The organism is Streptomyces sp. NPDC015130, assembly GCF_043080005.1.
Lineage (GTDB): Bacteria > Actinomycetota > Actinomycetes > Streptomycetales > Streptomycetaceae > Streptomyces.
In genome coordinates, this window is record NZ_JBIBVC010000022.1 from 1 (window position 1) to 17,936 (window position 17,936).

13 protein-coding genes are annotated in these 17,936 nt (G+C 68.1%); 5 read left to right on the top strand and 8 right to left on the bottom strand.

Translation table 11 applies throughout. The annotated features are described in order from the left end of the window. The first annotated feature begins 570 nt into the window (after positions 1 to 570). The gene (locus ACF08F_RS33255; RefSeq protein ID WP_392302260.1) at positions 571 to 2,961 is read left to right on the top strand and encodes a Helicase associated domain protein; all 2,391 of its coding nucleotides are present in this window, start codon (positions 571 to 573) and stop codon (positions 2,959 to 2,961) included. 832 nt (positions 2,962 to 3,793) lie between these two features. On the opposite strand, the gene ACF08F_RS33260 is transcribed toward ACF08F_RS33255, so the two are convergent. Together ACF08F_RS33260 and ACF08F_RS33265 are read right to left on the bottom strand one after the other, a co-directional pair. Continuing rightward, complete coding sequence (locus ACF08F_RS33260) at positions 3,794 to 4,549, bottom strand: hypothetical protein (protein ID WP_392302261.1); 756 nt, start codon at positions 4,547 to 4,549, stop codon at positions 3,794 to 3,796. Between the two features lie 845 nt (positions 4,550 to 5,394). Beyond that, the gene (locus ACF08F_RS33265) at positions 5,395 to 6,834 is read right to left on the bottom strand and encodes a hypothetical protein (protein ID WP_392302262.1); all 1,440 of its coding nucleotides are present in this window, start codon (positions 6,832 to 6,834) and stop codon (positions 5,395 to 5,397) included. A gap of 174 nt (positions 6,835 to 7,008) precedes the next feature. Here ACF08F_RS33265 and ACF08F_RS33270 point away from each other — a divergent pair, with 174 nt between their 5' ends. Both ACF08F_RS33270 and ACF08F_RS33275 read left to right on the top strand, forming a co-directional pair. Continuing rightward, on the top strand, positions 7,009 to 7,161 hold the full coding sequence (locus ACF08F_RS33270; protein WP_392302263.1) for a hypothetical protein: 153 nt from the start codon (positions 7,009 to 7,011) through the stop codon (positions 7,159 to 7,161). A gap of 22 nt (positions 7,162 to 7,183) precedes the next feature. Then, positions 7,184 to 8,043, top strand: a protein-coding gene (locus ACF08F_RS33275; RefSeq protein ID WP_392302353.1) for an IS5 family transposase whose coding sequence is annotated in 2 segments (ribosomal slippage) — positions 7,184 to 7,555 and positions 7,558 to 8,043 — 858 coding nt in all. Because the reading frame shifts where the segments join, the coding sequence is not laid out codon by codon here. Between the two features lie 12 nt (positions 8,044 to 8,055). On the opposite strand, the gene ACF08F_RS33280 is transcribed toward ACF08F_RS33275, so the two are convergent. Continuing rightward, entirely contained in the window at positions 8,056 to 8,406 is a 351-nt protein-coding gene (locus ACF08F_RS33280) for a hypothetical protein (protein WP_136234426.1), read from the bottom strand. Positions 8,407 to 8,751: 345 nt separating this feature from the next. Next, positions 8,752 to 9,066 (bottom strand): hypothetical protein, encoded by a 315-nt coding sequence (locus tag ACF08F_RS33285; protein ID WP_392302264.1) that lies wholly within the window; start codon positions 9,064 to 9,066, stop codon positions 8,752 to 8,754. Positions 9,067 to 10,684: 1,618 nt separating this feature from the next. On the opposite strand from ACF08F_RS33285, the gene ACF08F_RS33290 reads away from it, so the two are divergent. Next, a complete protein-coding gene (locus tag ACF08F_RS33290; protein WP_392302265.1) occupies positions 10,685 to 11,089 on the top strand; it encodes a RidA family protein in 405 nt (134 codons plus the stop codon). Between the two features lie 364 nt (positions 11,090 to 11,453). On the opposite strand, the gene ACF08F_RS33295 is transcribed toward ACF08F_RS33290, so the two are convergent. The 4 genes from ACF08F_RS33295 to ACF08F_RS33310 form a co-directional block, all read right to left on the bottom strand. Next, entirely contained in the window at positions 11,454 to 11,780 is a 327-nt protein-coding gene (locus ACF08F_RS33295; protein ID WP_392302266.1) for a GYD domain-containing protein, read from the bottom strand. 953 nt (positions 11,781 to 12,733) lie between these two features. Beyond that, entirely contained in the window at positions 12,734 to 13,444 is a 711-nt protein-coding gene (locus tag ACF08F_RS33300) for a restriction endonuclease (protein WP_392302267.1), read from the bottom strand. 402 nt (positions 13,445 to 13,846) lie between these two features. Next, positions 13,847 to 14,296 carry a GNAT family N-acetyltransferase gene (locus ACF08F_RS33305; protein ID WP_392302268.1) on the bottom strand — a complete coding sequence of 150 codons (450 nt, stop codon included), beginning with the start codon at positions 14,294 to 14,296 and terminating at the stop codon, positions 13,847 to 13,849. A 91-nt stretch (positions 14,297 to 14,387) separates the two neighbouring features. Next, the gene (locus tag ACF08F_RS33310; RefSeq protein ID WP_392302269.1) at positions 14,388 to 15,326 is read right to left on the bottom strand and encodes a MerR family transcriptional regulator; all 939 of its coding nucleotides are present in this window, start codon (positions 15,324 to 15,326) and stop codon (positions 14,388 to 14,390) included. 1,626 nt (positions 15,327 to 16,952) lie between these two features. Between ACF08F_RS33310 and ACF08F_RS33315 the strand changes: the two genes are divergently transcribed. Further along, positions 16,953 to 17,534 carry a hypothetical protein gene (locus ACF08F_RS33315; RefSeq protein ID WP_392302270.1) on the top strand — a complete coding sequence of 194 codons (582 nt, stop codon included), beginning with the start codon at positions 16,953 to 16,955 and terminating at the stop codon, positions 17,532 to 17,534. Positions 17,535 to 17,936 lie beyond the last annotated feature (402 nt).

Genomic DNA, 17,936 nt, shown 5'->3' on the forward strand with positions numbered 1-17,936 from the left:
CCCGCGGAGCGGGATGTGGAGCGGCAAGCCAATCCACAGAGCACGCCGCGCGCAAGCGCGCGGCGAATTCCCCCGCAAGCGGGGGAATTGAATTCCGCAAGCGGAATTCAAAAAAACCCAATTCGCGCAAGCGCGAATTGGGGGCACCCGCGCAAGCGCGGGTGCTGAGGCTGACTGTGAGGGGTGGGTGCGTCGTGCTCGCGTCTGTGTAGGGTTTGGGTTTCTCCACCACTACCGGGCGACAGGATGTGACGAGCCATCGGCCTGACGGGGTGCCGGCTTCACTGCAGTGACGGGCTCCGCTGCGCTCCACCCGAACCCCTCCCCCGGTCTCGAAACTGTCCCCGACACGTCACTGAGGCCCTGTAAGAATATGGGACGATCAGCCTTTCATCGGTGGGATTGGGTCAGTTTTCACCCTGCAGTCGAAGCAGATGCGTAGCGATGCATCACTTACTATTGCTGTGTAGAGTCTGGAGTTAGACACAACATCCACGGCGCCGCCCACGTCGTACAGGGATTCCCTGTCTTATTTACGCGTGGCATTCCGCGAGAAGGAGAGCACGGGGCATGGCCGTGAAACTGCATGACCACCAGATCGAGGCCGTTGCCGCCATCGTGCGCGGTCTCGATGTCCCGCCGGGCGGCATTCCTGTCGATGGCCTGCGCGGGCAGGTGAACGCCGCGTGCGGGACGGGAAAGACTATCATCGCGGCGGCGTCGGCAAAGCGTCTTGTCCCCAGGGGGCGCGTTCTCGTGCTGGTGCCGACGCTGGACCTTCTGACCCAGACGGTGCAGGCGTGGCGCGCGGCCGGGCATGCGGGGCCGGCGGTTGCTGTGTGCTCGCTCCGGGACGATCCGGAGCTGTGGAACCTGAAGGTGCGCTCCACGACGAACCCGGTGCAGTTGGCGCTGTGGCACGGGTCTGGGCCTGTGACCGTCTTCGGGACGTACGCCTCGCTCGGTGTGCTGGCGGAGGCATTCGAGGGCGTCTACGGGCAGCAGCTGGGTCCGATGGACCTCACGGTGGTGGATGAGGCACACAGGACTTCGGGCTCGATGGGTAAGGCGTGGGCCGACGTCCACAACCAAACCGCCATCCCCTCACTGCGCCGGCTGTACCTGACCGCGACACCGCGGATCTGGCAGGAGCGGCCCGACTGGGAAGTCGCGGAGGGGGTGCGGGAGGCGCTGCCGCGGGAGATGGCGGCCTCCATGGACGACAAGGCCGTGTTCGGGCCCGTCCTTTACAAGCTGTCGCTGGCGTCGGCCGTCTCGCGTGGGTTGCTCGCCCGCTACCAGATCATCGTGCTGGAGCTGAAGGACCCCGTCGTCACCCCGGAGCGGCTGATGGGCGGGGAGCGGCATGGTGAGGAGGTGCGCGGGCAGCGGCTCGGGGCGCTCCAGGCTGCGCTGCTGCACGCCATGGCGGAGCACGGGCTGTCGACGTGCATCACGTTCCATCACCGGACGATGGAGGCGCAGGCGTATGCGGAGGGGTTGGAGCGGGTCGCGGAGCGGCTGCACGCCGACCAGCCGGAGAAGTACCCCGCTGGGATCTGGGCGGACTGGCTGTGTGGCGAGCATGCCCCGGAGCGCCGGCAGGAGGTCCTGGGTGGTTTCGGGACCACGGCGCGGCGTGCGGTGCTGTCGAACTGCCGGGTCCTGGGCGAGGGCGTCGACATCCGGGCCGTGGACAGTGTGGCTTTGCTGGACCCGAAGGGCGCGCCGCATGACATCGTCCAGGCCATCGGCCGGGCGCTGCGGCAGAAGCCGGGTGAGGGCAAGCTCGCGTCGTTGATCGTTCCGGTGTTTCTTCAGCCTGGTGAGAAGCCGGAGGACATGTTCACCTCGGGGTCGTATCGGCCCTTGGTAAAGGTGTTGGAAGGTCTGCGGGCTCATGATGAAGAGGCCGTGGAATTGCTGGCGATTCCGCAGGAGCCTCAGAAGGGCTGGGCGCAGCCGTCCGTCAATATTGGTGCGGTTCCTGAGGAGGGTGCGGACGAATCTCGTCTGCTGCTGCGTTTCGCGGTTCCGCGTGATCCGGTGATGGTCGCGGAGTGGGTGTCGTTCAACGTGATCGACACCGAGCGGCAGGACTGGGCACGCGGCTGGGCAAAGCTGAAGGCATACGTCGAGCGGGTCGGGAACGCGAGGGTGCCCTACGGGCATCGGGAGGGTGCGACACCGCTCGGGCAGTGGGTCGCTGAGCAGCGACGCGCGTACGGGGCCGGGCAGATGAGCGGCCAGCGTGCGCAGCGGCTGGAACAGTTGGGCATGGTCTGGTCGGTGGCTGATGAACGGTTCCAGGAGAACCTGGAAGCCGCGAAGGCGTACTACGAGGAACACTGGACGCTGTGCGCGCCAAGGACGGCGTCCGCGCTCGGCAAGCCGGTCGGGCAATGGCTCGCGAACCTCCGCCGGCCCGGCGCCCTGGACGGCAAGACCGAGTGGCAGACCGCGTTGGAGGGTGTCGATGCGGACTGGAACCCGGCGTGGCCTGCGCAGTGGCAACGCCACTACGCCGTGGTACGGGAAATGCTCGCCGAGGAAACCATCCTCGCCTACATCGAACCCGGCGTCACCGTCCACGGGATGGACATCGGCAAATGGCTGACCCGGCAACGCTGGCCAGACGTGTGGGCGGGCCTGTCCGACGGGCAACGCGAACGCCTGCAGGCCATCGGCATCCACCCCCACGCCCCTGAGCCGGAAGCGGTCGCTACGCCGTCCACAGCACCCGTGAGCGCTTTCGAGAAGGGCGTGACAGCCCTGGCGCAGTACCTGGCCCGCGAAGGGCACCTGCGGGTGCCAAGGGGGCACGTCGAGCAGCTGGAGAACGGGGCGGAGGTGAAGCTCGGAGTGTTCCTGAGTAACTGCAAGAGCAGGCGAGGGAAACTCGCCGCTGACAGGCTCGCCGCACTCGCCGCACTCGGACTCGACTGGGCCGTGGCGGTCTAAGCCGCATGCGGACGAGGCCGGGGCCGGGGCTGTATCCCGCCGCCGCTCCGGACTCATGCTGCCGGGCCATCACCGGCTCACGGAACGGCGCAGCACCGGTCGCTGCGGGAAGGGAGCCGTGCCGCTCGGGGGTTGGCACGGCTTCCCGGCAAAGGGGCGCAGCCGGGCCGTTCACGCCATCGGATGCGGCTGTTCTTCCATGTTTATGGCCCGCATCCGGTGCGGGCGAGGGGCGCTGGGCGAGTTGGTGACCGGGCTCCCTCGAACGGATGGTTCTCCCCCGGTCGGTGAACCACGGTCCGGGCCAGGCCGTCGGTGAGGGCACGTGGATCGGCAGGCAACACATCGACGAGCCCGGCCTGGCTGTCCTGGACATCGCAGCCGCGGATGAGGAGGCCAACGGCACGGTGATGTCGCCCTCCAGCAGCAATGGGCGGCCTACCTCTGGCATCACGGCCGTGGTGGCGTGGGCCAAGCTCACCGCAGACAGGCTCACCGGACTCGCCGATCTCGGCAGCGGACTGACGTCGCCATCGTCAAGACGGGCTGTGCTGGCAGCGGGTCGACAGGGCCCCCTTCGGGCATCGCGCTCCAGTCACTCACCGGATGAGACCTCTCGCTTTCGCGTCAGTACGTCACCTGCGGATCTGATCTCTCACTCGATGACAGTGGAAAGCTCCTGTCTTCTCACTTCCATGACGGTGAGCACGAAGAGCAGAACCTCGGTCCGACTTGCGCCTCCGTCCAACACGGGAGAGAGCCAGTACTGTCATTCACCGCACTGACACGAAACCGAGAGATCGCAGCTTGCGAAGCAGATCCGCGAGGTGTGTCAGGTGCGCTTCTCGGAGGTGGTGCGGAACTGCAGGGCGATTTCGGCGGCACCGGGAAGAGTCCTCTCGTCCGTCAGCATCACGCTGCCGGAGGTACCGCCGTCGGTCCAGGCGCACACGATCAGGCGGCCCCCAGCGTTCGGCGCGATGAAGCCGCAGCTCAACTGGCCGCCCCAGGGGCCTGCCTCGAAGGCGGTGACCTCACTCGCCTTCGCCCCGGCGAAGAAGTTGCGCAGCTCTTGCGTCATGGTGTCCGAGCGCTTCTCCTCGGCCAGTCCCGCGTCCCATTCGACGGCGTTGATCTGGAGCAATGCGCCCATCGGCCCTTGGCCGGGACCGTCGTAGAACCAGCGCTTGCCCGACGGTGTCTTCCCGGACGTCATCATTCGCTCGTGCTCGGCTGCCTCCTCGCCGGTGAGCAGCCGGTAAGCGCCGACGCGCGGAGCGGCGGCGATGACACGCTCCTGCGCTACGGGAGCCTCCTCGGCGGTGGGCGACTGCCCCTCGTAGCTGCATGCCCGTGCCAGGCCCGCGGCGGCAACGGTGAGCAGTATGCCGACGACGATGTTGCGCCGGCGCAAGGCAGCCGAGAAGGCTTGGTCAGCTTCGACCGCACCAGTCGGTACCGGACCACGTCGCCACGTCCGGGTAGCGAACCAGATGACGGCTATGACCGCGGCCGTGACGAGAAGCGCCCCCAACGCCTGGCCAGCGGCGAAGCTCTGTGAGGTGGGGTCGACAGACAACGTGATCATGCCGGAATCATAAACACCCTCGCATGCGTGTTCGTATCAGTCGGCTGTCACCTGACCTCCTGCGCCTGAGTTCAGTCCGGGCAGATGCGGCCGCTGTCACCCGCCCTCCTGACATGAAGCCGAGAGATCGCACCCAGCCGATCGCGCTCGATGGGGGTCGTCCCCGCGTGTGGGGAGAGCAGCCGAGCCGGTCTCGCAGGTCCACGCCGTTCTGGGGGCCATCCCCGCGTGCGCGGGGAGCAGACTTCGTGAGCTGCGGTTTTACCTCAACTCTGGTCCCGTCTGGACCACCTTCACCGAAGCCGGCAAACGGGGCAATACATGCTGGGGTCGTGCGGCCTGCATCTGTGGGGTCAAGTCCCGGAGCCGCCCTGCTCACTTTCAGCCGGCCGCGACATCGGTCGTCGCACGACGCCCAGCATGTCCACGCCCCATCTGCCTTCCTCGTACATGGGCCACGAGGTTGGGGGCGGGAGGTGCCGCCGACGGCCACTCCGGAGGGTGTCCACCGGCGGCACCTTCTACCCAGCCGCTCCCGGGCCCGCCGCATCCTGGGAGCCGGCACCAGTTGGTGGAGCCGATGTCAGAGAGTGAGGCCGTCGCCGGGGAGGTGGCCGCCCACGCCGTCTTCTGTCTCGTACGGCTACCGCCCTGGCCTTTGGCAGGTCCTGGTCGGCCGGAGCGGTCTTGATGGCTCCGAAGGTGTGGAAGGTCCCCGGCGAGGGCCTTGTCGACGGCCTTGGCCTTGGCATGGGGTCGTAGCGCGGCCCCGCGCAGTGCGGGGCCGTGAGGGTCGTCGGGTCCAGGAGCACGTATCAAGTGGTTGCCTGGGTGGAGGCGTGGGTCTACAGCAGTCCGATCACGTCGGCCAGCCATGTCGCGCCGGGCTGGTCCACGAGTGAGGACAGGACGGCGCTGATGAACTGCGCGGCGACGCCGAGGCAGACCAGGGACAGCGGTCCGTTTCCTCCCGTCCTCCGTCGCCTTTGTACCGCCCCGCCGATCACGAAGGCGTCATTGAGGAGACCTAAGCCCGCGAAGAGCAGGAGGTGCGCTGCGGATGGTCCCGGGTCGGCCCGAAGGGCGGCGCCGTATGCGGTTCCGAATCCGGTCAGGAGACTGACGAGCAGGAGGCATCCGACGAGCATGCCCAGCGCCTGTGCGCTGTCCCGGGCATCTTGGAAGCGGCGGATGAGCGGGGCGGGGTCTTCCGTCGGGGGCGGCGCTTGCTCGGTCACGGTGGTCCCGGGTTGGGCGGGCCGCAGCCCGGAGCCGGAATGGTTCGCAAGGCCGGGGCGGGCGGAGTGTGCTGGGAGAACGGGGGGCGGGGTCGAGGTGGCGGCATCGGCAGGGCGGGGGGCTGTCGTGTTCTCGTGCCGGTCGCTGCTTTCCCGGCCATGGTTCCTGCCATCGTCGCCGGTGGTGGTGACGGTGCTGGTTTCGTGCTTGTCCAAGGCGGGGTTGGACAAGTCCTGGACAGGCCGAGATGGCACCGGCCCGTCGTCCGGGCGGGTTTCCTGCCGTGCGGGCGGCGCGGCTCCGAACTCGGCTTGGTCTTGCTCGCCCTCCGCCGTGATGTGTTCGAGGCGGATGAGGAATTCGGTGTCGTCCATGCTGTCCCCGGCGACCGGGGCGTCGGCCCTCTCCGGCAGGGCGATGTCCTGGACCTGGCCCTCCAGGTAGGCGATCTCCTCCTGCGCGGCCAGAACCTCGCCCATCCAGAACTGCTGATGTTCTTCCGCCGTGAGCCGTCGAGTGCGAGCACGCTCCTGCTGTTCCTGTACCCGGCCCAGGCGTTCCCTGGCCAGGCCGAGCTGGTCCTGAAGCCGGGCCCGCTCCCGCTCGCCGGCGTGCTGCAGCTGAAGCTGTGCGTTCTCCAGCCGGACCCTGCTGTAGGCGAGCATGGGCCGTAGCTCCGCAACGTGCTTCTCTGCCTTTGCCGCCAGCCCCTGGTACTTGATCACCTGCTCCAGCGCGTCCTCGAGGCGCTGGTGCTGACGCACCAGACCGCCACCCGCCAGGGCCACTCGGCGCTCCTGGTCTGCGGCGCTCCACAGCTCGCTGGCTCGTCGCACCGCGGCGTTGCGGGCCGGGCCCTCGGCCGTGTACGCCACGATCAGCCGTCCCAGTTCGGGTTTCGGAATCACCTGCGAGCCGTTGAGGTAGTTCCCCCATGCCGAAGTACTCCGGCCGAACTGCTTCGCCAGCTCGCGGAGCGTCGCGCCTTTCACCAGGCCGACCAGGTACAGCGCCAGCGCGCCGGCGGCCGTGCTCTCGTCAATCACCCGCCTCGGAGCCAAGCTCCCCCTCCCCCCGGGTCGCCCTGTCCAACGACGACCACCCGCTGACCAACCCCATACCCACCGTGAGCAGGCACAAGGCCTTTCCCCTGCTCTGGCATGCACCGTTCTACGTCACGGTCCCCTCAGCAGCACGACCAGTGACCACTTGGGGAGACCATGACGCTGTCCACGCTCTACGACTTCCTCCGCAACGACCTCCTCGGCAACCTCCTCGCCACGCTACTCGTCGCCGGTACCGGCTACACAGCCAAAATGATCCGGACCCGCCTCGGCCACCGCAACAACGACACCGACCAGCCCGACAACTAGGGCGTTTCTTACCGATCATCGGATCGTTGGTCTGGCCGTGCCGTTGACTGACGCGCAGTGGGCGCGGATAGAGCCGTTGTTGCCGGACCGGACACCGAGGCGGGGCGGGCGGTGGCGCGATCACCGACAGGTGATCGACGCGATCGCCTGGAAGTTCCAGACCGGCTCGCAATGGGTGCACCTCCCCGCGGAGTACGGCTCGTGGAAAGGCGTATACACACGGTTGAGGAACTGGGCGATCGATGGCACCTGGGATCGCGTCTTCACTGCCCTGCTCGCCCAGGCCGATGCGGACGGCGAGCTGGACTGGGTCGTCGCGGTCGACTCCACGATTGTGCGCGTGCACCAGAACGGCGCCGGGGCCCGTAGAAAGGGGCCCCGGCTGATGAGCCCGCCGACCACGCGATCGGACGGTCGCGTGGTGGGCTGACCACGAAGGTCCATCTCGCCGCTGACAGTCGCTGTCGCCCGCTGTGTTTCGTGCTCACGCCCGGCCAGGCCGGAGACGCGCCGGCGTTCGATCGCGTGATGGCTGCCATCCGGATCCCACGTCGTATCGGCAGGCCCAGGACCAGGCCCTTCATGGTGCTGGCCGACAAGGCGTATTCGTCACGAGCCATCCGGGACCTTCTGCGAAGGCGCGGAGTACGGACTGTGATCCCGCAGCCTGCCGACCAGATCGCCAACCGCAAGCGCAAGGGTCGCAGCGGCGGGCGCCCGCCCGGATTCGACCGCGAAGCCTACAAGCAGCGCAACACCGTCGAGCGCTGCATCAATCGCCTCAAGCAGTGGCGCGGCCTGGCTACCCGCTACGAGAAAACCGCCACGGTCTACCGCGCCGGTCTCCTCCTTGCGGGCATCTTCCTCTGGTCCGCCCGCTGATGAACAGCCAGCTCAGGGGCGGAGACATTCGCCCTGCGGATCGAAGCAGACGAGGCCGTGCTCGCGGGCCAGTTCAGCGGCGTACTCGGACACTTCCTCGGCCTTGGCGTAAGACATGACCAAGTACACGATCGGGCCCGACGCCTCATCGATGACCGGTGTCGACGCCCACACGACGTTGTGGTCGACGTCATCCGGGTACCGCGCGACGAGGGCATCCACGTACGCCACGATGCGCGGCGCCGGAGGCACAACGACATCGTCCGACTCCAGGTAGCGCTCGTAGAACCCGTCATACATCGAGCCCGCTTGGCGGTCATCGACTGGACGGTCACCGTCCCATACAGCAAGGTCATAGCTCACAGACGCATCGTTGCAGGCGGCAGTTCTGCCAACGCGAGCAGGTCTGCACTCGGATCTCCGCTCATGATCCGTAAGAGAGCTCCTAGGCCATCCGCTGCCTCTGAGCGACATCCCGCGCCTTCAGCCACTTCCGCAACACTCCCCGACGAGGTCGTGCACGGTTGGCGGTCGAACCGTGCACGAACTCGTCAGGTGCGCTCCTACGCCGAGTCTCTTCTGAGCACTTGGCCGCAGGTTCGATTCCTGCCGGGGTCGCACGACGGTCCCTGGCGAGGCAGGGGCACGTCCGCTCGCCGTGACGGCTCGGCCGGCCGGCCGGGGGTCAGGAGCTCACGGGCCTCGGGGTCACTTCGTGCACCGGACCGTGGCGTTCGACCAGTACATGTACTGGCTGGTCTGCCGCGTGTACGGGATGCCGGACTGGAAGCACGTGTAGCGGGGGTAGCCGGCGAACGACGCCTTCGTGTAGGCGTCGTTGTAGGCGGACGACTCGGCCGTCCACGCGCTCGACCCGGTGCCGAAGCCGGAGAAGTACTCGGTCGTGACGGCCGCCGTGTCGGTCGCCGCCGGGACCGCCGCGGCCGTGCCCACGCTGCCGAGGCCCGTCAGGCCGAGCACTGCGGTGAAGGCGAGCGTCAGGCGTACGAAGGATCGCTTCATTCTTCCGTCTCCCTGTTCTGGAGCGTGCCTCGCCCCGCAGGAGAAACTAGCGACGCATCGGGGGCTCGATGGGCAGTCCTCCAGGAACTGCCCATCGAACCGGGGACGGAGTCGGCCGGTCCCGCTCTCACCGTCCGGGGCTTTCCGGGGGTGCCGCGGGTGGGGGAAGCGGGCCAAGGCGGCCGGGTCGCGGTCGGTCGCCTGCACGGGGGCCAGGCCCGGTGCTGGACGGGCGTGTCGGTGGGGCGGGTGAAGCGGATGGCGCCCCGGGTCCCCTCGACGTCACGCGGAGCCACACTCCTACCGCGCTGCTGCGAGGAGCGATGTACGGGCGAAGCCGAAGGCCTCCCCTCCCCCGGCCCACAGCGGCAGTGGTGCGCGGCGCACGAAGGGTGCCGCACACGGGGCGCCCTCACAAGCGGCAGCCTCGCTCCACACGCTGGAACCTCGGTAGACGACGGAGCCGAGCTCGTCGTCCAGGTGGCTGCTGGTTGCCGCTGCCACGCGTTGCCGCCAGGAAGTAGGCGTGATTGTTTCTGAGTGATTCCTGATGGCGCACAGTGCCGGTGCCAACAAGCGTGCGGTGTCCGCGTACTCCGTCGAATGCCCAGGCAGGTTTGGACGAACGCACGTGCTCAGCTCGACATTCTGGAACGCGGGGGCTTGGAGGAATTCGGGAGGCCACGAGGTGCGACGATCTAGCCGTTTCCGAGGAGCTGTCGGGCTGATTTCGAGGCCGCCTGGTGGTGGGGCCGTTCAGGCCGTTCGAAGTCGGTGAACTTGCAGGCCTCGCAAGGGAGATCGCTCCGCCACTGCCACCTTCCTACCACTCGTTCCTGGAGGCGGCTGGCGGGAAGAGCTTCACAAACTCTGTCCGATTGCCGGTCTGCGACCCGGAGCCGCTCCAGAGTTTCGACGACCTCTATCAGCTCGGCCATGATGACGACGGCGAATAAGGGTGCGGCACCTTGCTCGGCGAGTACCGTCGCAGCCGTGATGGGTGGCTCGCCCATGAGGTCTCACTGGCCGGCCTTCTCCCGATCGCCAGCAACGGCGGGAGCGACACCCGTTCCTGGGCCTGACCCCGGTCACCCATGGCCAGCTCCATGCATGCGTGCACGCCATCCCTGACCCGGGATACCTGCCGAAGGGGTCTTCACCAAAGTCGTTGACGCCTTCGACGCCTACCTCGACAACCTCGTCGTCGATCCGGACGTCGCTGAAGGCACTTGGACCGATGTCGTGGACAGTGACTCCACCGACGCTTGGCGGCGCACCGTCGAGGAATGGCCGGACAAGGAACTGCGGGGCCGGCGTGCTGAGCCGTGGGCAGCGGCCTGAGTGGCCGGGCTGGGCGATCGATCACGCGACGTTGGTGTCGGGTGCGATCGCGGCGAGCCGGTTCTTCACCCGATAGCTCGAGCCGACCGGCGTAGTGGTCCACTCATCGCACCGGCGCCCCGGAGGGGCCAAGCCCACTGCAGCCAATTCTGTGCGCGCAGGGAACACCTGGACGGCGCTACCGGACAAGCATCGTTTGCAGAAACCCGTAACTCCTACCCCGCAAGGGGCCCGTCTGCAACTGACGGTCCCGCGCGCTGTACCAAGGGAGTGAGTCATGAGTTCTCAGGTGAAGGCATTCGGGTTCGGCATGCCGTGGGAGTCGTTGTACAGCTACAGTCAGGCCACCCAGGTCGGTGACACGGTTTATGTGCCGGGGCCGCTTTCTCATGACCGTCACGGCAATTTCGTGGGTGCCGACGACTTCGAACTACAGGTCCGCACCACGTTGAAGAATCTCGACCTGGTGCTGCAACAGTTCGGGGCCAGGCGTAGCCAGATAGTAGAGACCACGGTTCTGGTGAGGAACCTACGGGAGAACTTCGACACGACGGCACGCCTCCACGCCGAGTACTTCGGGGAGCACCGGCCCGCCAGCACGGTTATGGGCGTTTCCGACTTGGCGCTGCCGGACCAACTCATGGAGATCGGCGCGCTCGTCCGTCTCGACGTAAAAGCATAGGTGAGGAGATCGGCCCGAGCCGCTAACCGGCGGCGAAGCCCGACGTCGTCGGGGCGGCCGAGGGGGTGCGCGTACTACGCCGTGAACTTCGTGACGATCGGATCGGCCCGGGGGTGAGGCCGGGTCGATACCTGCGGTCGGGGCCGGGCCGGCCTGGTCACGGACGACTGTCGTGGTGTCGCGGCGCGGGACCGTCACGTCGCTTCGGGTCGCCCGGCCGTCTCCTCCTCGGCCATCCGCCGCCCGGGGGCGTGCAAAGTCGGCGTCGTACCGCTGGGCTCGGCGGGCTCCAGAATGTCGGCGGCCAGCGCCCTCCCGGCGCAGACACCGGGAGCCGCTGCAGCCGTACCCGCTCGGCGGACTGCTATGCGCCAGGCGCCCGATACCGGATCTGCTCAGCTCTGCGCAGGGCATCCAGCGTTTCCTGCACGCTCAGGAGAACGGTCGTCTCGAACGAGCTGAGGGCGCCACCTCCACTGATCGCCAGCGCAACCGAGGCCATGGACACGTTGTCAGGAGCTTCCCAGAGGTTGTAGCCGTCGTGCGTACCGAAGGCGTACCAGAAGCCGTGGAGCTTCCCGCCGACGGACTCGATGTACGACTGAGCGGCCTTCGCACGGTCCTCGGGGTGGCCCATCAGCCTGGCCCACGTCTCCGGTGTGTAGCTGAACCTTGATAGATAGAGCGGCATCGTGTCCCTCTTTTCGTTTCATCCATCGATGCCCGCGCTCGGGGAGAGGAGCCTGGCGTGGCCCCCGGTTCCCCCCAATAGCCGGAGACACTGACCGCCATGGCCCAACGATGACCGGACCGCCCGGTAAAGGCCGTTCTTTCGGCTGTCGCGCCCTGCGCCGCCGCCCGCCTTCAGGCGTCGTTGTCACGGAGGAGCGGTCGGAACCCGATGGCGCGCTCCGTCACACGGCCGGCCGCGACCACGAGGACATGCCACGTTCGTGAGACTGGGCGGCTGTGCCATCGACCTGAGGCTGCGCAGGAGCTGCTGGTCAGCAGGCACCTCGTGTGTCACGGACAGCGGGAATCACACGGGGATGGGCATGACATTGCGTGCGCTTATCGGTGCGTCAGCCTTACGCCGGCGCCATCAGCCACGGGGCGAAGCGCTGCGAGAGTCGCAGCCCCCGATCCCCGGGGCCGCCCTGGGCACCACCATCCTCATCCACGCCGCACAGCAGGCCCACCCGTACGGCTTCACCGTCGCCGGCCTCGACGGGCATGCCGCCGCCCGGCGGTGCACGACGCGTGCGGCCGGCCCCCAAAGTCCGGCCGCACGCGGCAGTGAACCGGCGGCGGGACACACGCCGCGTACAGCGCCACACCCGCAGCCGGGAGGCGTCGAGAAGCTGCGCCAGGCGTTCCAGGTGCTCCGGGGAGAGAAGCGACCGGCTGGACCGTGGAGACCTCGGTGCGTCGGGAACCGGCCCTTGCACCCTTGCCCCTTCTCCGGCCGTCTACGGACCGCGGGCGCCGGTTGCCTCCCGGGCGATGCCCAGCGACTTCGCGCGGCGTCCCGCCGGGAGAAACCCGATACCCGCCCCTCCCGGCAGTAGACCCCAGCGCCCAAGGGGGCTCCCCTGCCCCGGCCGGGTCCGGGAGCCGGAACTTCTGCTGTCAGGCCGACCAGGCTCAACCCTGCTCGCCACGGGCGGTCCAGGGAGGCGGCGCCGTCGAGGCGGTCCAGGCAGCCAGCTCCGTACCATCGACGCAGACGATCCCGCAGGACGCCGCGTACTCCAGGGCCGGGCCGGTGAAGGAGCTGGTGGTGACGAGGACGGCGACGTCGGCCTCGTGCACGGCGTAGCAGGTGCCGCCGAAGCGCTGAAGGTCCGGGGAGCCGACCCGGTGGCCTTCCGCGTACTGCTTGCACTGCAGGACCACACGGACGCCGTCGGGGGTCGTCGCGATGACGTCCGCGCCCAGATCGCCCGCGCCGCCGACCACCTCCACCGGGGAGCAGCCGTCCCGGGCACACAGCGCGGCGACGGTGTGCTCAAAGCCGTCCGGGTCGACCGCCAGATGGTCCAAGGCCTCGGCATCGACGGCCGGCGGGGCCGTGCACGGGGCGGCGACCGCCCCGGCGCCGGCCGCCGGGACAGGAGCACCGCCGTCCAGCAGGAAGGTGGGCACAGTGCCGTCGGAGCCCTGCACAGCCGGCGCGGCGCGGGCGGCCCGGACACGGCCGCGCGGCCCCTCGGCACCGCGCCGCCAGGCGGCCAGCGTGCCGACACCCACCAGGAGAACAAGGCCTGCGAGGACCAGCGGGAGGTACGAGCCGGCCGCGCGGGCTGTCCTGAACAGAAGGACCGCACCGCCGATCAGCACGCCCGCGAGCCCCACCGCAAGGAACAGATCCCGCCCGAATCCAGACGGGATCTTCCTTCCCGGCGCACCTTCACCATGGTCGTCGACCGCCGCCATGAGCCCTCCCTGGACCTGATGCGCATCCCGCCGCACGGCGGGCCTCCCCCTGACAGGGACCCACCTCACCCCGAACAACCCCACCGAAACCCCGACCGGGCCACGAAGAACCACACCACCCGCCAGACCGGAGGCCGGCCCACAGGCGCAGCAGACGTGCTCCACCGCAGCCAGGAGCAGACCCGTGAGGACGGTGGTCATGCGGTGTCTCCCACACCGGCAGGGCCATGAGGATGTGCGGCACCGGCGAAGAGACACCGCATGACCACCGCCCTGCACGACCGCTACCCGACCAACCTCCAGGCCGTCGTCGATGCCGACTCACGCCCTGTCGTCTCCAGCAGCCTCGAAGATGCCGAAGGTGTCGAAGGTGTCGATGGTGTCGAAGGCCCAGCTGGGGAGTGCCTCCAGAGCGCGGGAGGCCACGCCCCGCCCGCGAGCGTGCACCGCGGTCCAGCAGCCCACCGCGCCTGCCGGTTTGCCACACGTGACTTCCTTCAGAACCCCGTTGCCCACCAACTGTGCACGAACTGAACCGGGTTGTGCCTCAAAGACGGCGTACCGGTCCCCCGCTGCCCGACGCTGCTGCTGAGCCTGCACCCAGCGCGTCCCGTCGGCATCGTTGTCCACGACAGAGCTCGCCGACTGGCTCAGTGCGGGATCCCGGCTCAACTCAACCCATGCGGCAACGTCCTCCATGAGCCAGGGGCGGAGAACGAAAGCGGGAGAGACCAGCAACGCGGCCACCTGAAGTACGACCGGGGCACTCATCAACCGATCGTATGTAGCGGCGCTTTCACCCGACGCCGGCCGCGTCCGCCCACCGGCCGCGTCCGCCCCATGCCGCCATGCGACCGCCGCGTCATTGCTGTGTCCGGACGCGCAGAGCCCGGACGGACCAGTCGAGCACCGGCGCCAGACTCTCCGGGGCCAGCCAGCCATTGACCACAGCGAGCAGCTGCAGGTACCGCTGCCTGCGGGGATCGTTCACGCTCTCCAGCCGAGCCGCCAGCCGGCGGCGAAGCCCGACGTCGTCGGGGCGGCCGAGGAGGTACGCGTAGTGCGCCGTGAACTCCGCGACGATCGCATCGGCCTGAGGTGAGGCCGGGTCGATACCTGCGGTCAGCGCCGGGCCGGCCTGGTCACGGACGGCTGCCGTGATGTCGCGGCGCGGGACCGTCATGTCGCTTCGGGTCTGCTCAGCCGCCTCCTCCTCGGTCATCCGCCGCACCACGGCGCGGAAACCCGGGTCCAAGGACATTTCGGCCAGCTCCACCCACGCCCGGACCTGCTCCGCCTCCGGGATATCGGGCAACTCGGGGGTCATCGAGCGCATGACCCCCGCGAATGCAGGGGCGGCGTCGAGACCGCCGAAAACGGCGTCGAGGAAACCGCCGATCAGACGTCGGCGTTCGTCCTCGGAAAACTGGGCCAGCCGGTGCATGAGTTCCATCTCCTCAGGTGTCGACCCGCGCTCGGCCACCGCCGTCAGCACCGCGCGCCGCAAACGCAGGACGCGGATCTGCACCGCCAGCGCTTCGGCGTGCGCCGCGGCAACCTCGGGGAGCGAGAGCTCGCGATCCACGACCTTACGGATCGTGGAAAGGTCCAGCCCCAGCTCACGCAGAGTCCGCACAAGGTCCAGACGTGCAACGGCATCGATGCTGTAAAGGCGGTAGCCGGCCGGGCTACGGTCCGCCGGCGCCACGATCCCACGATCGGAATAGAACCGAATCGTCTTGACCGTAAGACCGGTCCGCCGAGCAAGCTCACCAATCGAGTAAAGCGCGTCACCATCCATGCCCCCCACCATCGCGTCTCCCCCTACAGGAGACACAAGCCCCCCACTCCCGCCAGCAACCAACCACACCTCACCCACACACCCCCGACAACTCATCCCGCTTCAAGCGGGCGGCGTACAACCCTCATCCAGCCGTCGGGCAGCTGCCGAGAGCGTGCAGGCGGCATTCGATTTCCTGCTCACCGTCCGGCAGGAGAACCCTCTCCAGCGTCGTATCGGAGGGCTCTGGGGAGGGTCAGCGATCGGCGCCCTCCCGGCGTAGGCATCAGGATCCGCTACGGCCGTACCGCCTCACGCACACACGGGCGCGTCCCTCCTGAGATCACCAGTAGCCAGTGGGCGGCGCAGGGAGAGGCATGAGGTATGGGAGGCAGGCTGGCGGTGCTGGTATCGGCCGCTCTGGGCGCGAGAGGCGTGCCCGTTATCTTGGCCCGAGCTGCGCGCAGGGAGACAGAGAAGGAGAAAGCTCGCCCGGCGGAGTACTGCGAGTCGAAGGGCAGCGGGACAGCACCATGGGAGTTCGTACGCGTTTCCTGTCCTGGCGACCCCCAACGCCTCCGGGACACGGCCGTGGCCCGATGCCTGCTGCACCTCGCGGAGAACCGACATCTGACCAAGGTCGACGGACAGGTACGTGCTGCTGACGAGGCAGCACTGCGGCGGTTCGCCTCTGTGCTGCCCGAGAGCTCCGACTACCTCGCCAAGACACCACCGCTGACGCTGGAGGTACCCGAGGACACCGCCGAGCAGACCTTTGAGGAGGCGTTTCGTAGGGGTGCTGGGCGATGCTCCGGTGGGAGGCAGGGCATGGTCGGCCGGGTCCTTCGGCTGCCTGGACATGCCGCCCGCGCGTGTGCTGGCGGAGCTGGCCGGGGCGCTGCGAATGGGCGCCGGACCCGGCATGGTGATGGGTGAAGGGCGGTTTGGTGGTACTGCTCCCAGACAGGCTGAGCACCGGGCCTCACCCACGCACGCCATATCGGCGTGGGCTGTCGCTGACCCTGTCTGCCGGCTTCCTCCGTCAACAGGGGCGGAAGGCGGGGGCGCCCTGTAGCGCAGGTGTAGCAACCGGTTGGCCCGAATAGCCACATCAGGGTCGTCCGGCAGGTGCCGCGAGTGGACCGGTCCGGCGAACGCTTGCCGCATACCAGGCGTCGGCGCTACTGGACGGTGAGCCGACTCACGCCGATCTGAGTCGGGTAGGAGGTGAGGAGTTCCTCGGCGAAGGCCGTCTCGGCGTAGGTGTTGACGACCGACTCGGCCATGATCGTCTTTGCTGTGGCGTTCGGGGTGAAGACGTGGCCCGGTGGGTCGTCTGCCTCCCGGTTCCCCCGGTTCGCCCAGTACCCGTCGGACCAGGAGGACTGGGGGTCATGCCCGGGGGTTTTGGAATGCCACGTCGGGCAGGCGTCGTTGAGCCCCAGGCAAACTGGCGGTAGTGAGTACCGCCCCCGAGGTCGTTTGCCCGCGACGGACTTTCTCCACCTCGACACCATCGGCCTGCACCGCTTGTACGCCCTACTCGTCAAGGCATCGTGCGAGCCATACCGACGGCAGCCCTTCGGCATCGGAGTCCGCCGATCATTCCGGGCGACAGTCCGGACCAGCGGGTGGCACCATTCGGCCATGCGCGAAGACTGCCTAGCCGGCTACACACGCTGTGTCCACGTCACCGCTGACGCCGCCGACGCGTACCGCCAGGCCATGCGGCTGTGGGCGCTGATGGAACACCGCGGCGAGGAGACGGAACTGCTGACGCACCTGGAGAGCGTCGACGAGGTCCGTCGCATGGCGGCGGCACTGCCGAACTCCCGCTTTGTGCACCGCCCTTACCCTGGCGCCCGACCCTCTTGCGGCGCCGACGGCTGCGAACCGGACGTGCCGGTCATGGACGACCGTGAACTGGAGGCACACCTGCCGCTCGAGATGTCGGCACGGTTCGCACCGGGGACGGCCGAGAACCGGGTCATCGCGGCACTGGGCGACAACGGCAACGCGGTCTTCCTCGTATGGCCGGGCCGCTGGCCGGACAGACCCGAGCACGGCCTGCACGGCTTCCGCCACGACGCGGTACAGGTCGCCTTCCACGGCGACCACTCCGACCCTGCACTGCCGTCCGGCCGGCACGCGGTCCACGTCCACGTGTCCAAGGAGTCCGGCTACCGCGGCGTCGAGTATCTGACTGCGCAGGCGGGCGTCCACCCATGACCAACTCGGCGCTCGTGCACGCCGCCGTCCGGTCCGCATCACCGCACTCGTCCAAGCAGTCCTCGCCCTACACCTGACCAGCTCAGCGTGAAGTTGGAAAGAGCTCGATGTCGAAACCGGCAACCAAACAGTGGGGCGCTAGATTTGCACGATGACCGCCCGAGTGTTTGAATGGTAACAGAAAGTGCAAGTCTTGCACCGCGCGCCTAACACTTTCGAGAGTGCTCAGAGTCCTTGGTGAAACACTCTGGCACCTCGCCTTCTTCAATCCACCAACGCGCCGGTCACGCACCTTCCATCAAGCAAGGTTGCCGGCCACTCAGTCGTCTCGCGTTTCATCACGTCAAGAAACCCCTCTAGTCATGCCTAGCATGCGATCTGACGGAGCGGTACGAAGTCGGC

Bases quoted from the DNA above. Each gene is read 5' to 3' on its own strand.
- ACF08F_RS33255 (WP_392302260.1), top strand. From the start codon at position 571: ATGGCCGTGAAACTGCATGACCACCAGATCGAGGCCGTTGCCGCCATC.
- ACF08F_RS33260 (WP_392302261.1), bottom strand. From the start codon at position 4,549: ATGATCACGTTGTCTGTCGACCCCACCTCACAGAGCTTCGCCGCTGGC.
- ACF08F_RS33270 (WP_392302263.1), top strand. From the start codon at position 7,009: ATGACGCTGTCCACGCTCTACGACTTCCTCCGCAACGACCTCCTCGGC.
- ACF08F_RS33285 (WP_392302264.1), bottom strand. From the start codon at position 9,066: ATGAAGCGATCCTTCGTACGCCTGACGCTCGCCTTCACCGCAGTGCTC.
- ACF08F_RS33290 (WP_392302265.1), top strand. From the start codon at position 10,685: ATGAGTTCTCAGGTGAAGGCATTCGGGTTCGGCATGCCGTGGGAGTCG.
- ACF08F_RS33295 (WP_392302266.1), bottom strand. From the start codon at position 11,780: ATGCCGCTCTATCTATCAAGGTTCAGCTACACACCGGAGACGTGGGCC.
- ACF08F_RS33305 (WP_392302268.1), bottom strand. From the start codon at position 14,296: ATGAGTGCCCCGGTCGTACTTCAGGTGGCCGCGTTGCTGGTCTCTCCC.
- ACF08F_RS33310 (WP_392302269.1), bottom strand. From the start codon at position 15,326: ATGGATGGTGACGCGCTTTACTCGATTGGTGAGCTTGCTCGGCGGACC.
- ACF08F_RS33315 (WP_392302270.1), top strand. From the start codon at position 16,953: ATGCGCGAAGACTGCCTAGCCGGCTACACACGCTGTGTCCACGTCACC.